The sequence below is a fragment of the Nostoc sp. genome, assembly GCF_036916575.1.
GTDB lineage: Bacteria > Cyanobacteriota > Cyanobacteriia > Cyanobacteriales > Nostocaceae > Nostoc.
The window spans coordinates 1-14,495 of the sequence record NZ_JBALGC010000145.1; the positions used below are offsets into that span (position 1 = coordinate 1).

A 14,495-nucleotide genomic window follows, 5' to 3' on the forward strand; every position below is an offset into this window, starting at 1 on the left:
ACCCAGATATATCAATAAAATAGGCAAAATGATGTCAAAGTCTTTCTGTATATACATTTGAGTGTTTTTTCTGGCTATTTTTTGTCTAAGTCCCACTAACTGCAACTGCTCATATTTTGACTGAAGAGGGCTGTGATGCTGCCAGTATGAATCGGATTGCAGAATTAGCCGGAGTGAGCATTGGTTCGCTATATCAGTACTTTCCAAACAAAGAAGTACTATAGCGATTCTCGTTTGGATGCAACACATGGTAGGGGCACAGCAATGCTGTGCCCTTACGAGTGGTCTGTATTTCATGCAATTGAGAACCGCTATAATCGCCTCACTTGTTGAGCATCATGCTAGTGATATGGTCGTCAATTTAGCAACGCTACTTATTTTTCCTGAAATGTCCAGACTCCTTTATCCCAATCGGAATCTGTTGGAGGTGATTGTAACCAATGCTGACAACGCAACAGATGCAACATAGCAGCTTTGTCATGGTTGTCTGCTGCCAAAACTTTGGCAAACTCAGCTCTGGCAAGGGAAAACTGCTGCTTGAGGTAATACTCGCGCCCTTTGTCATAGTGCTCAATCACTTGCAGTTTTTCGCTTTCAATAGGATTGGAACGCAAACCCAGTAATTCATATATAGCTACTGGCTCATTTCTGCCTTTAACACGAATGTAATCTAGTTCCCTAGCCCAAATATAATCTTGGCAAGGTTTAAAAGTGTTATGGCTAATAATAATGTCGCAACCATACTGTTTACTAACACTTTCTAATCGTGAACCAAGATTAACACCATCACCAATGGCGGTAAATTCCATCCGCTTACTAGAGCCAATATTGCCACTAATCACGGTATCAGAATTGATGCCAATGCCAATCTTAATTCCGGGCTTATTAGCTGCGTAGCGGCGTTGATTAAATTCGTGCAAGCGATCACGCATTTCTAAGGATGTTTGCACTGCCATCCAAGCGTGTTCTTCCAACGGTAGAGGAGAACCAAACACAGCCATGATCGCATCGCCAATGTATTTGTCGAGGGTGCCTTTATGTTTAAAGACTGCCTCCACCATTGATTCAAAATATTCATTGAGCATACTCACCACTTCTTCTGCTTCCAAGTTTTCCGTCAAAGTGGTGTAGCCGCGAATATCGGAAAATAAAATCGAAACTTCTTTACGATCGCCTCCTAGTTTAGCGTCATCCAATTTCAGCAATTCTTCGGCTAATTCCTGGGTCATGTAGCGGTACATCGTACTCTTGAGCCGCTTTTCATCACTGATATCTTCCATCACCACCAGCGCCCCACGGACTTGCTCTTGGTCGCTAGCATCGGCAATTGTGTTAATTGATAAATTAATGCTGTGCTGTTCTATATCAGTAGTCACGAGTGTGCGATCAGGGTAATATTGCTGGCGACCTTTTAAGTCGGCTGCGTGTAAAGCATCCTGATACCACTTGCTAAAGTCACCTTCTTTGATACCGATCACATCAGTAACTAATTTACCTTCTAAACGGTCTTCTGGCTCCAGTCCTAGCAAACGTTTGGCACTTTCATTAGCGGCGATAATTAACCCAGCTTTATCAGTGGAAACCACTCCATTAGAAAGACTACGCAGAATATCCCGTTGCATTTGTTCTTGTTGCTTGACTGTGGCAAACAACTGGGCATTTTGCAGCGCTACTCCCGCTTGAATATTAAAAGCTTCCATAAATTCTTCATCGTTGCGGTCAAAACTAGCTTGGAAGCAGTCGGGAGCTTTTGGCCAATCAGCTGGATTATAATGGGGAAAATCTCCTGATTTCTTTTTATTTACGAGTTGGGTAACGCCAATCAGTTGTTGATTGGCATTAAATACTGGCATACAAAGCAAGCTACAGGTACGATAGCCATTTTGCTGGTCAATTTGTTTGGCTGTCTCCGAGTCAGGATGGTCGTACAAGTCAAAGGCAATATTTAGTTTTTTGCCAGAAACAGCTACTAGACCAGCAAAGCCTTTACCTACAGGGACTCGCAACTCCTTAATTGAACCATCGTCTTGGGTGATTTTCGTCCACAATTCATGGCGATCGCGGTCTATTAACCATAGGGTACTGCGATCGGCATTCATCAGTTCTTTAGCTTCATCCATCACCCGCTTGAGGGTGTCTTCTAAGTCGAGACTGCTTTGAGAGAGGGATTTAATCGCCTTCATCAGCGCCGCCACTGCTCTTTGTTTTTGGGTGGCTACATAAAAAGAGCGCGAGGATTCTAAAATCAGGCGAATCGAAGGTGCAAATTGTTGAAATAATTGTTTGTCAGCATAGATAAAACCTTTGGTATCAATGCGCTCTGCAAGTGGAGCATCCGGATTCTGATCAGATTTTAATTTATTCAGTAATTGCACTACCGCAACTAACTGTCCATGTTCATTCAACAATGGTAAAGCCAGCATGGTGTAAGTGCGATAGCCAGTTCTTTTTTCTTGTTCCTGGGCAAAATGCGATCGCGGGTCACTATAAAAATCAAAGGGAATATTGATAACTTGCTTGAAGGTGGCGACTTCCCCAGCAATGCCTTTATCAGCGGGGATACGGATTTCTAAAGAGCGATCGCCCTCTCCCTCAGCTAGAATTGACCAGAGTTCTTGTTTTTCTTCATCCAATAAAAATATTGTCGTCCGGTCTGCCCCCAGTAATTCCCCAGTTTTCAAGGTAATCGAATGCAACATTTCTTGCAGAAGAGTTTCAAACCCCTGAGAATCCAGCATTGACAGGGTTTGATGCACAATCTGTAATTTTTGCTCGACATCCTGAACAACCTGTTTAAAAGTATCTTGAGTCAGGGGAGCAAGAAACGTAGAAAAAGTTCCTTGTCTTGTGGCAAGAGCACCCACAGGAGCAGAATTTGCTTGTAATTCGCGGTTTTCTTGGTTGTGAACACCAATAATCAAATCGGTGGTTTCCCCACAACTTCCTTGATACACTGACATAATTGGTATTTTATATAGCAGGATGAGATTTTAGATGTAACAATGAAATTAAATTTATATAAGTGGTGCTAAAAGCAACAATTGCTTGATATTATCCATAGTTTAATCGCTTGTTTAGCTAGCGTCATCCTGTGGAATCAAGTAGAAGTCGATTATCAACAAGCGTGGTATGACCAGAGTGCAGATGCAGTAATACTCCGAATCACTGCTACCGTTTACACACAAGTGTTCTAGAATTGCCCCACAGGCTTTTGATCCTCTAACCCACGCCGACTCTTTCAACCCCTGACTGTCTAATTGGTGTTGGGGAGGAAGTAAGCTGAAAAAACATCTATCAGCAGCCATTCCTCCGTTTTTAAATCTCTCAGTTCGTTGCTATCCTACCTTGGAATCAATTGGGAGGCTAATAGCTCAAGTCTTCTTAAGAGAACTAAATACAAGATTTAAAGTGATGTTAGATCCTATATTCCACACCTTAAGGTGTCACTCAGGATAATCACTTAATTATTTCTAGGTTTTCAGCTATAAATTATGCTAATCAAACTTTTTATCTACGTCAAAACCAGGAATTTAAGTATCTAAAATAGCTTTAATTCCTTTTAAAAGCCAGTAAAAACCGATTGTTACAGTAGAGGGTGCGGAATGTAAGTTAGATACCTGTCTTTAGTAAAAGCGAAAATTTCAGTCCACTTGAGTGAACTTGAGCTAAAAGCCTGTGAACTTCAATTCTGGGCGGGATGTCGATCAGCGCGATCTGACTGTTACAAAAATGTTGGTAATCACAAGCTTTTAAAGGGGACTAATATTATGTCCGGCAAATCACTTATGATATCTCATTGCGAGTGAAACGTACTCCTACGGAGAAGCAAGCTACGCTCCGCGAAGGCTTGCAATTGACTTGTATTCAAGCGGACTGATATAAGGCATTGTGCGACATAATTCTACATAAATTAGTCATGCTTTTGTCACAATTTTGGAATAGCTTTGCAATAACTTTGTCAATATAACGTGTGATGCTAAAGCTCTGGGTTAAAAAATAGGCTCACTCTATACTAAACCCACACACCAGAGTCTACTGAAGAGAATCACTATAAGGCATTAACCCTTATAAGTAGGATGAATCTTCTAATCAAAATTGTCAGAATTCTCATAGTTAGAAGGAACAAAAAGATGAATTGGAAAGTACTTGCTTTGCTCCCTGCCTTGACTTTAGCTACTGCTGTGCCTGCTTACTCTTTCACCAATAATAAAAGCCACAATCCGACTACTGCTACCTACGTTGCCCAAAATATGCAGCAAGGCAACAGCATGAAAAAGCCTAATGCTATGCAAAAGCCTAATGCTATGCACAAGTCTAATGCTATGCACAAGTCTAATAGTATGGCAAACCATAGTAGCGTACTAACAGTAGGTAGCAGAGGAGAGGCAGTTAAAACTGCTCAGAATCTTTTAAAGCAGCAAGGATTCTATACCGCAAGTGTGAATGGTGTCTTTGATAACAAGACACGTTCAGCGGTAATCAAATTTCAGAAGTCTAAAGGATTAAGAGCAGACGGAATGATTGGACGCCGGACTATGGCATCTCTCAAATAAAATGGTTTCAGCTTCCAATACCTTCGCCAAAAAAAGAGGATGAAGAGATACGGCCGATGCATTCGTGACAGTTGAAGATGAAGTCAGTTTTGTCAGTAGTAATAACGCTGTTAATTAAAGCGGTGCATGAGTATCGAATTGAATATCATACGGAGGATTGAGGGTAAGAATGAGTAGCACTTTTTTTGATAAGGCGTAGGTGTAGCCAGCCTTTGGCATCGCTAGCCCAAAAATTGTGTTTTTCATCCCCGTTTCTGACAAAATTTTAAGCACTATAGCGATTCTCGTTTGGATGCAACGGTAGGGGCACAGCATTGCTGTGCTCTTACGAGTGCTCTGTATTTCATGCAATTGAGAACCGCTATATTACTTATTGACAAATTGTTTATCGGGACTTAAACATTTTTTCGAGACAAACAAGCCTCAAACCCATACAGAGTAAGGGGAATACACCAAATACTCAAAAATGCCCCAAACCCAGATATATCAACAAACTAAGCCTAATGATGTCAAAGTCTTTGTGTATATAGATTTGAGGCTCTTTTATGGGTGTTTTTTGTCTAAGTCCCATTATGACCTTAACTTGACGTGAGTTTGACGGGTTGAATTGACTGTGGTTACTAGTTAGGGCTAAAGAGAAATTAAGCAAACGCCAGTTCGTCCAAGTCGGGAAACCCATTTACCCTACTCTTCTCCTGACAAAGACCAAGGCAACGAGAACGCCTGGTGGCTAACGGGTTCTGTCAAGCAGTACAGGACTGGAGTCACCCTTTCAATAATATTTTTAGCTGTATAGAAAATTATTCTTGTAGACGGGCAATTACACAGTGCATAACTTTAATTTCATTAACAATTCGATCCAGTTCTGTGGATAGGGGAGTTTGTTCTCGAACGGCTTGTAATGTGGGAGTTAAAGTGTGGGAATTTGTGGCAATCTCTGATAATCGAGCAGTATGTAGCTGCTCAATTTGGTCGTGAATTGCTTCGAGATAGCTATCGAGCGCTGGTAATGGTTGGGGTGGCTGTCCCTGCCCAAGGGCATCTGCTAAGTTTTCCAAAACTTGGACAATGCTATCGGTAAGTCGTTTGAGTTGAGTAAATTGGTACTCGCCGCTAAATTCCCGCAGATGTTCTGCTAGGGTTGTAACCGAACTGAAAAAGCCACGAATATATACCATCAGCGTCATTACAGGTTCGATTTCTCCCTGAACGTGACGGGGTTCGCTGAACAATCGTTGAGCCGCAGCGGTAGCGTTGACGTTCTCTAGTGCTGCTTGATGGCGTAGCATGTTGATAGAATCAGCAAACAGATTATGTTGTGGATGGAGATAGTTAGCTATTACTTGCTGAAAGTAGGCAAGATTGGCTCGAATTGTCTTTTGCAGTTGTGCAGGAAGTTGCTGTCGTTCCCAACGAGGGAAAAGCAAATAGCTGCCAAGCAGTGCTAAGACACCCCCAGCCAAGCTATCGAAGATACGCAATACTCCAACCCTCCAGCCACCTGCACTAATAATGTTGAGTAGCAAGATGATGGCGGAAGTGAGTAGTATGGTGAATATGCTGTAGCTTAACGATCGCACCGACATCGCAACAAACACCAACAGCAGGAAACAGACTGCAATCGCCAATGAATTCTTAACTAGTAAAACCAGAGTCATGCCAATAATTCCACCCAAAATTGTGCCGATGACTCTTTGGACTGTTGTCTGGGACGTTCCTCCAAAGTTGGGTTTAAGTGCAACTAGAGCTGTTAGGGTTATCCAGTAGCCTCTAGGTAGTTGCAATACTGAGGCAACTAATTCAGCAAAAGTTATGATTAGTGCTAGGCGCAAAGCGTGACGAAATAGGACTGAATCAAAAGTGAAGTTATTTCGCAGAGTATCAATAATTGTAGAACGCTCTGGTTGGGCTGGGGGGCAAATATCTCGCTGGGCAATGCTAGGCTGTTTTCCCTGGATTAAATCTGTAACAATCTCTGCATCAGTATGAATTTGCTCTGCCAGCTTTGTCAGACTGGCTGTAATCTTCCCCAAGTTGACTATATCGGAATAGTCATCTATCTGAGGATTTATTTTTTGATTGAGGACTTGAGAGCGCAGAACTTGCCGCTGGTGTTCCAGTGCTTCAACACTCCGATCCAAATCCCCCAGGTGAGGTGAGTTTTTTCCTTTGGCGATTGCTTCTGACAACATTTGCAGAGCAATTGCCAACTGTTCTATCACTTGCTGAATTTCTTTCTGTAACCGAGAAAATAGTTGATGTTCGGATGCGATCGCCATTAGTTCGCTCAGTGCTACAACAGAATTGACAATTTGATTTACATCCTCGATTAACACCAGTAAATAATTTCCCCGCAGGTTAGCTCCTTTTTGCCTAGTCCAGATAGTTGTCCAGACGCTACGGGCAGATGTCAAGTTCTGAATGACCATATCCTGAGCTTGCAAAAATTGCTGTGCCCACTCCTGACGATCCTTTGGATTTAATCCTCTCTGGCTTGCCAAGTCCAGAAATTTGCTCAATGAGAGATAACAATTAGCGACTATCTGCATTGCAGGGACGTAAGGACGCACCACCCATACTCCTAATGACAACACAGTTGTCCATGTTCCACCAGCCAGACATAGCGCACATTGCTCGATCAGAGTAGGCAAATTGGAAAATGAAGCGAATCTAGCCAGCGAGATCACAAACATGATCGAAGTGACTAAGCTGACAGATGCAGCCACGTTGCCATAGAGGCTTGCTAAACCTGCTATAAATATCACCAAGAACGTTGTCGGGACAGCTAACCAGAGATGACTGCTAACCAGACTTGCGATCAGGAACATCATAGTCACCCCAATCGTAGCTGCGATCATAGCAGTCGCTCTCTGACGGTAGGCTCCGTCAACATTTACCATGCCAACGAACCAAGCTGCCATAGTGGCGATCGCACTTGCAGCAGCATGACCTGTAATCATTCCAACTCCAATCGGGACACCCAGTATCAAAAGGCTACGCAATCCGGAGAAAATAGCGGGCTTACCTGGCTGGAGTTGAAACTGTTGTAACAACCAACTCAAAGCATGTTTATCTGTAAATGGCATTATTAGACTGGCGATTATAACAAAGCAGATCACTTCTTACAGCATTTTAGCCAGATATAACTGGGTGTTCGATGGCTGTAATATGCCTTTTGAGCGATTCAGTTGGGTAATTTTCACCGTCCAAAAATCAGAGCATCCAGCGAATACGTTCCGGGACCTAAAACTGCGATCACAATCAGCATAACGCAGTACATAAATGCTTTTTCCCAACTTGGCGGTTCACCTTTTCCTAAAGGGCCCATATACTGGCCTTCGGGAATTAAGTATGGATCTTGGGCTACAAAGGGCTTACTTCCAGAAATTTCTAAATATATCGCAAAAATCATTGAGCCGAGAATGGGCAAGGTTCCTAAGAGTGTCAGGAATCCCATAATCAGAAAAATTCCGCCACCTAACATAGACGCAGCTGATAAAAAGCAAAGAAAGACAGGCATTTTCATAGACTCAGCCCACTGTCGAAGATGCGTTATCTTTGGATAGCCGTGTAGTAGAAACAACCCGCCAACGCTAACTCTTAGCAGTAAAAGCGCCAATCCTGGGAATCCGTTAGGATACACATGATAGAGTGAACTTAACAGGTATGGGCCTAGCTGGGGGTAATTAAATGAAGCTAGGAAAAAAGCGATCCCCACACCCAACGCAAATTTATAAATCATTGCTGTACACCACGAGTATTAAGGTCGATAGCATATAAGGATTTGCCCGCTGTGATATAAAGGCGATCGCGTTTCTTACCACCGAAAGTCAGGTTAGTAGATGTTTCCGGCAAGAGAATTTTTCCCAAGCGAGTCCCATCGGGAGCGTATACCTGCACGCTATCCTTGGAACTGGAAAAAACATTGCCGTACTCGTCCACCCGAAATCCATCAGGTTGTCCTGGCTCGATGATACAGAACACGCGACCATTAGTCACATGCCGACCGTCCACGACCTCGTAGACACGAATATGATGAGGCCCCCCAGGTATATTAAACGCAGCTGTATCTGACACATACAAAAGACTTTCGTCTGGACTAAAAGCTAGCCCGTTAGGACGTACCATGTCCGTTACTACTGGATAAATCTCCTCAGTTGTCGGGTCAAAGCGATACACATAACTTCCAGGTTGTTCTTGCTCACCGCCGTAACCTTGGTTTGGCTCAGTAATGCCATAAGGCGGATCGGTAAACCAAATCGTGCCGTCACTTTTTACTACCAAATCATTTGGACTGTTAAGGCGTTTGCTTTGGTAGCGATCAACTAAAACCTTCCACTCACCATCGTCTTCATATCGAATAATGGCACGCAAACCAGATGAACATGCAACTAAACGACCCTCTAAGTCGCGGTAATTACCGCTTTGGTAATCAGATGGGTCTCGTAGGACACTCACATTATCAGTGGCACTCCAACGCAACAGACGGTTACCATGAGCATCACTCCACACAATACTGTCGTCTTCGTGGAAGTAAACAGGGCCCTCGCTATGGACTGCACCGTTGGCTAGCTGTTGGAGTGAGGCATCTGAGCGTACAATTGCACGCAGGCGATCGTCGTAAATCTCAATGGCTTCAGGCATAGGAAACTCCTATTATTTAATTTGGTTGCTAACGACAAATAGCAGGTTCAAGCTAATACCAAATTACTATCAAGCTGCACTTAATTTTTTGTAAAAACCCAAGTGTATAACTTGGGGCTATAGCAATCCTATCTAAGTTGTGAAAAATACTCTTTTTAACGTAGACGCTGACTCGGCTTGCCGCAGCGAAAAGTGTATCGCGTCGTTTCTCGCCGTTAGCGCCACGCAAAGCGAGTCCGCGTACCCCTTCTCTTAAGCAAGCTACGCATAGCGTGTTGCAGACAGACGCTACGCGAACGTAGAGAAGGACACATAGACGCAACAGCGGCTTCCCGCAGGGTAGGAATAAGAGTTTCAGAGAGTTATTACGTAAGTCTGTCAATCACAAATCTCAAGTTTTCAAAGTTTGTCTATGTCTAAAGGCTGAATTTATCATTTCAGAAATATCCCATTAATTAGTTGAAAAATTTAAAAATTATGAAATAAGATGAAGCGTTTGGCAAAAACTATCTAAATATTTCTCAATTGTAGATTTCCTTAATCGCTTTGGAATAAATTACTCCCAATCACAGATAGAAATGGCATATGGATCTTGGTCTTAAAGGTAAAGTCGCTGTAATCACTAGAGGTGATTCCGGCATTGGTAAAGCGACAGCCAAACTGCTCGCTCATGAGGGTGCAAAGGTTAATTCAGCAATACCTAGCGACTAACTCTTATTTTTATTTAAAAATTAGTTATGAAACAAGTAGAAGCAGTCGTTGCCAATGTGAATGACCTAAATGATGGTGAAATGCGGCAGGTCTCTGTCGGCGAGACAGAAATTTTACTAACCCGATTAGAGGGAAAGTTTTATGCCGTCGGCGCCCACTGCACTCATTATCGAGTGTCACTGGCACAGGGGGTGCTTAGTGGGCATTATGTTGTTTGCCCCTGGCACAATGCCTATTTTGACGTGACGACTGGCGACCAACTAGAGCCACCTGGCTTGGATTCTTTAGCTTGCTATGGGGTACGGATTGAAGGTGAAAACGTCATTGTCAGCGTACCAGAGGAAACAACAGGATTGCGATCGCCGGCAATGGCGCAATTTAACCCCGACGCTGATGGACGCACATTTGTGATCTTAGGAGCAGGAGCTGCGGGTGCCCATGCCGCAGAAGCTTTGCGAGTAGCTGGATATCAAGGGCGAATCGTCATGATCACTCAGGATGACAGGCTACCCTATGATCGCACGAAGCTGACTAAAGACTACTTTATTGGTAAAACATCCTCCCAAGAAATGCCCTTGCGATCGCCCGATTTCTACAAAGAACACGCAATAGAAGTACTGTTGAATAAGCAAGTTAAGCAGGTGCAAACAACAGCAAAAGCGATCACCTTTACTGATAGCGCAAGCAGTAGCGACGCCGGAGCGTCTGGTGATTCGTTAACCTATGATGCCCTGTTAGTAGCAACAGGAGGAAAACCACGCCAGCTAGATATTCCAGGTGCGGACTTGCAAAATATTCTCACATTACGCAGTTTTGATGATACCGATCGCATTTTGACACTGAGCAAGCAAAAAGGACAGGCAGTAGTCATTGGTTCTAGTTTTATCGGCATGGAAACAGCAGCTGGGCTGAGTCAGCACGGCTTAAAAGTAACTGTGATCTCGCCGGATTCTGTACCTTTTAAGAAAACCCTTGGCGAGGAAATTGGCAAACTATTTCAGCAAGTCCATGAGGAAAACGGCGTTTCCTTTAAGTTAGGTAGGAAAGCGGTTCAATTTGAAGGTAGTGACAAGGTAGAAGCTGTAATTTTAGATAATGGCGATCGCTTAAAAGCAGATATAGTAATTGTTGGAATTGGCGTACAGCCTGCAACAGACTTTCTTGAGGGTATCGATTTGCATCCCAAAGATGGTAGTGTTGTTGTTGATGAATACTTACGTGCAGCTGATGGCATCTATGCCGCAGGCGATATTGCCCGTTATCCCGATTGGCGCACCAGTGAATCGCTTCGCGTTGAACATTGGCGAGTTGCAGCACAACAAGGGCGAATTGCAGCTCATAACATGGCAGGGAAAGCAATCAAATTTAGAGGGCTTCCTTTGTTCTGGACGATGCAATTCAAGTTTCCGTTGCGCTACATCGGACATGCCGAAAGTTGGGATGAAATAATTGTAGATGGGGATTTGCAAAAACAGGAATTCATTGCTTTCTATGTCAAAGAAAATAAAGTCTTAGCAGTTGCAACTAGCAATAAAAATACGGAAACAGCAGCTATCTGTGAACTAATGGGCTTGAACCAGATGCCAACTGTTGAGGAATTACGCAGCGGTATAGTTGATTTGATTCAGCGACAGCCTCAAGTGAATAATAAGCAATAGGTTTGAGACAAGAGTAATTGGCAACCTCCTGTATACAAAATGAACATTACCGAACACTACGACATTATCATCATCGGTACGGGAGCAGGTGGAGGTACACTAGCTCACCGCCTTGCACCCACAGGTAAAAAGATTCTGGTACTGGAACGAGGCGACTTTCTGCCTAGAGAAAAAGCTAATTGGAATCCCCAGGAGGTCTATCAAAAACATCGCTACCACGCAGATGAGCAATGGTATAACAAAGAAGGGAAAGTATTTAAGCCTCAGACGGGCTACTGGGTTGGTGGCAATACTAAACTCTATGGTGCAGCCTTAGTTAGATTACGGGAACGAGATTTTGAAAAGGTAATTCATAAAGGAGGAATTTCTCCAGAATGGCCGCTCAAGTATTCAGACTTTGAGCCGTATTATACCCAAGCCGAAAAGTTGTATGAGGTGCATGGAAAGCAAGGGGAAGACCCAACCGAACCACCTCGTAGCGAGCCATATCCCTATGAGCCAGTCAGTCATGAGCCGGATATGCAGGAATTGGCTGATGGCATCCGTGAACTAGGCTACTACCCATTCCATCTCCCACTGGGATTAAAACTCAATGAAAGCGATCGCACTAAAAGTCCCTGTATTCGCTGCGATACTTTTGATGGATATCCCTGTCTAGTACACGCAAAAGCCGATGCCGATGTCAACGCCATTCGTCCCAGCCTGGAAATGTATGCCAATTTCACTTTGTTGACTAATGCCAAAGTCTTGCGGCTGCATACTAACGAGTCGGGACGAGAGATTACAAGCGTAGAAACTGAAATTGCCGGGGAGCGGCATTGGTTTGCAGGTAATATTGTGGTTGTTGCCTGTGGCTCGATTAACTCGGCTGTTTTGCTATTACAGTCTGCTAATGACCAGCATCCTAATGGATTGGCAAACAGTTCCGATCAAGTAGGGCGGAATTTCATGAAACAACTGGAAACGGCGATCGTTTCCATACATCTAGAGGTAAATCGCGCTAGCTTTCAAAAAACGATCGCCGTCAACGATTTTTACTGGGGAGAGCCGGATTTTCCTTATCCGATGGGTATGGTGCAGAATACTGGGAATGTGCTTGCTGATATGATTCCCGCAGAGGCTCCGCCGCTGATGGCTCCATTTATCAAACTGATTCCTGAGTATGAGCGCCATTTGCTTGCAGAGCGATCAGTTGGCTGGTGGTTGCAGACAGAAGACTTACCAGACCCAAATAATCGGATTCGTCTAGTGGGTGATAAAATTCACGTTGACTATACATTGAACAACACCGAAGCAGGCGATCGCTTGATCCATCGTTGGACATCTGTACTCAAGTCAATCCCTCAATCCGCTAAACACGTCCTACCATTTAGCATTTATCCCCGTACTCAGATACCAGAACAAGCAGTTGCTCATCAATGTGGTAGTTGTCGATTTGGCACAGACCCCAAAACCTCAGTCCTTGACCTCAATTGCCGTACCCATGATGTTGATAATCTCTACGTGGTAGATAGTAGTTTCTTTCCGTCAAATTCTGGTGCTAACCCCACGTTAACGATTATGGCAAATGCATTGCGTGTTGGCGACGTGCTTGCAGCAGCGCTTCGCTAACGCATAGCTGAACGATTGAAGTAGATACTATTGGTTGGACTAGAAGGCTTTAGCCCTGTGGCTTCTGGTATATCTTTAGCCGGAAGTAATTCTATCCTTATCCATGCAAACATTCACGAGTCCAATAGTTTTAAGGAGAGACAGATAATGAATGACGAACAATCTATTAATAACCCGCAAGATGAAATTCAAACGACCCCGAATACTCATCCGATTGCAACGGGATTGGGAGCAGCAGGAGTTGGTGTGGTAGGAGCCGCACTCGGTCGCTCAATTGGTGGTAAACTCGGAGCTGCTATTGGTGGAGTTGCAGGAGCAATTACTGGTAGCGTTGTAGGTAATCAGCTAGCAGAATACATCGAGGAATTTACTGAGGAACTCCAGCCGATAATTGGATTGGGATTAGGAGCTGATCACAAACCAATTGAATTACCCCATCATTACACTTGGGAAGAACTACAGGCGCTATCAAAACCCCAAGGTGGAAAAATTCAAGCTACCTAAACCAAGATTTTTCTTTGGTATTCCGCTTTGCTGGTGCGCCACAGTCAATCATACCCCTTACCAAATCTCTTGGCTTACCTTTGTAGCTTCACCGCACCAGGATTAGAGCCGTCTAATTTTTTGCTGTATTGCTCTGTGATAACTCGTTTCTCCTTGGTGTATATAAAATTTCATCACCTTTTTTCACCTTGACTTACCGCTGCTTCGTCTACGCCTTTCTTGTAATCGGCAATTGCAATCGCCAAATCACACAATTATGACCAAACCAAGCTCGGTATTTGCTTCAAAGATGAAGCAACAGCAGAGAAAATTGGCTTTCGAGAGTAATCCTTGGCGTTGCAGAACAGTGGGATGAATTGGGGCAAGCTGTTCTTGAGCAGGGGAAGCAGGAGGACAAATTTGGAATTTACTAAATCATCCCGCAACTATGCAACGCTTAATCCTTTAGTACAGTTTGGCGTAAAAGCGTAGCGTTTTTAATGTCAGCCAACACATTAACAATGCAAGCCGACGCATTAACAATGTCAGCCAACACATTAACAATGTCAGCCGACGCATTAACAATGTAAGCCGATGCATTCGCATTGTAAGGTATTGCATTTGATTAATTCGCTACAAATTAATTAAATGCTGTACTTATACGATTTCACACAAACCTTGATATATATAGATTTCTCGTAAGGGCACAGAAAAAGCTCATTAGTGTCAACTTAACGTAGAAGCTAGATTTGGCGAACTTTCCAGGTTTGACCCTCACCCCCAACCCCTCTCCCAATTTTGGGAGAGGGGGGCAAATTCTCTAGTTCTCCTTCTC

At 43.6% G+C, this 14,495-nt stretch carries 11 protein-coding genes and 1 pseudogene; 8 read left to right on the forward strand and 4 right to left on the reverse strand.

Annotated elements, in window-relative coordinates; genetic code table 11:
• Positions 1 to 107: 107 nt before the first annotated feature.
• Positions 108 to 224 (forward strand): annotated as a pseudogene (locus V7L29_RS32740) (TetR/AcrR family transcriptional regulator); the annotation flags it as partial.
• A gap of 150 nt (positions 225 to 374) precedes the next feature.
• Here V7L29_RS32740 and V7L29_RS32745 read toward each other — a convergent pair.
• Positions 375 to 2,960 carry a GAF domain-containing protein gene (locus V7L29_RS32745; protein ID WP_334738107.1) on the reverse strand — a complete coding sequence of 862 codons (2,586 nt, stop codon included), beginning with the start codon at positions 2,958 to 2,960 and terminating at the stop codon, positions 375 to 377.
• Positions 2,961 to 3,041: 81 nt separating this feature from the next.
• Here V7L29_RS32745 and V7L29_RS32750 point away from each other — a divergent pair, with 81 nt between their 5' ends.
• The gene (locus tag V7L29_RS32750) at positions 3,042 to 3,194 is read left to right on the forward strand and encodes a hypothetical protein (protein WP_334738108.1); all 153 of its coding nucleotides are present in this window, start codon (positions 3,042 to 3,044) and stop codon (positions 3,192 to 3,194) included.
• Between the two features lie 936 nt (positions 3,195 to 4,130).
• Positions 4,131 to 4,553, forward strand: a complete 423-nt coding sequence (locus V7L29_RS32755) for a peptidoglycan-binding domain-containing protein (protein ID WP_334692072.1) — start codon at positions 4,131 to 4,133, stop codon at positions 4,551 to 4,553.
• 800 nt (positions 4,554 to 5,353) lie between these two features.
• On the opposite strand, the gene V7L29_RS32760 is transcribed toward V7L29_RS32755, so the two are convergent.
• The 3 genes from V7L29_RS32760 to V7L29_RS32770 all read right to left on the reverse strand — a co-directional run bounded on the left by V7L29_RS32760 (position 5,354) and on the right by V7L29_RS32770 (position 9,197).
• Positions 5,354 to 7,639 carry an FUSC family protein gene (locus tag V7L29_RS32760; protein WP_334692073.1) on the reverse strand — a complete coding sequence of 762 codons (2,286 nt, stop codon included), beginning with the start codon at positions 7,637 to 7,639 and terminating at the stop codon, positions 5,354 to 5,356.
• A gap of 113 nt (positions 7,640 to 7,752) precedes the next feature.
• Entirely contained in the window at positions 7,753 to 8,295 is a 543-nt protein-coding gene (locus V7L29_RS32765; protein ID WP_334738109.1) for a DoxX family protein, read from the reverse strand.
• On the reverse strand, positions 8,292 to 9,197 hold the full coding sequence (locus V7L29_RS32770; RefSeq protein ID WP_334738110.1) for an SMP-30/gluconolactonase/LRE family protein: 906 nt from the start codon (positions 9,195 to 9,197) through the stop codon (positions 8,292 to 8,294). Before V7L29_RS32770 ends, V7L29_RS32765 begins: the two co-directional genes overlap by 4 nt.
• A 585-nt stretch (positions 9,198 to 9,782) precedes the next feature.
• On the opposite strand from V7L29_RS32770, the gene V7L29_RS32775 reads away from it, so the two are divergent.
• The 5 genes from V7L29_RS32775 (at position 9,783) to V7L29_RS35730 (ending at position 14,008) form a co-directional block, all read left to right on the forward strand.
• On the forward strand, positions 9,783 to 9,908 hold the full coding sequence (locus V7L29_RS32775) for a hypothetical protein (protein WP_334692076.1): 126 nt from the start codon (positions 9,783 to 9,785) through the stop codon (positions 9,906 to 9,908).
• A gap of 26 nt (positions 9,909 to 9,934) precedes the next feature.
• The gene (locus tag V7L29_RS32780) at positions 9,935 to 11,566 is read left to right on the forward strand and encodes an FAD-dependent oxidoreductase (RefSeq protein ID WP_334738111.1); all 1,632 of its coding nucleotides are present in this window, start codon (positions 9,935 to 9,937) and stop codon (positions 11,564 to 11,566) included.
• A gap of 39 nt (positions 11,567 to 11,605) precedes the next feature.
• Positions 11,606 to 13,177 carry a GMC family oxidoreductase gene (locus V7L29_RS32785; protein WP_334692078.1) on the forward strand — a complete coding sequence of 524 codons (1,572 nt, stop codon included), beginning with the start codon at positions 11,606 to 11,608 and terminating at the stop codon, positions 13,175 to 13,177.
• A 147-nt stretch (positions 13,178 to 13,324) separates the two neighbouring features.
• Positions 13,325 to 13,681, forward strand: a complete 357-nt coding sequence (locus V7L29_RS32790; protein ID WP_334692079.1) for a glycine zipper domain-containing protein — start codon at positions 13,325 to 13,327, stop codon at positions 13,679 to 13,681.
• A gap of 237 nt (positions 13,682 to 13,918) precedes the next feature.
• On the forward strand, positions 13,919 to 14,008 hold the full coding sequence (locus V7L29_RS35730; protein ID WP_442944306.1) for a sunset domain-containing protein: 90 nt from the start codon (positions 13,919 to 13,921) through the stop codon (positions 14,006 to 14,008).
• Positions 14,009 to 14,495: the final 487 nt, after the last annotated feature.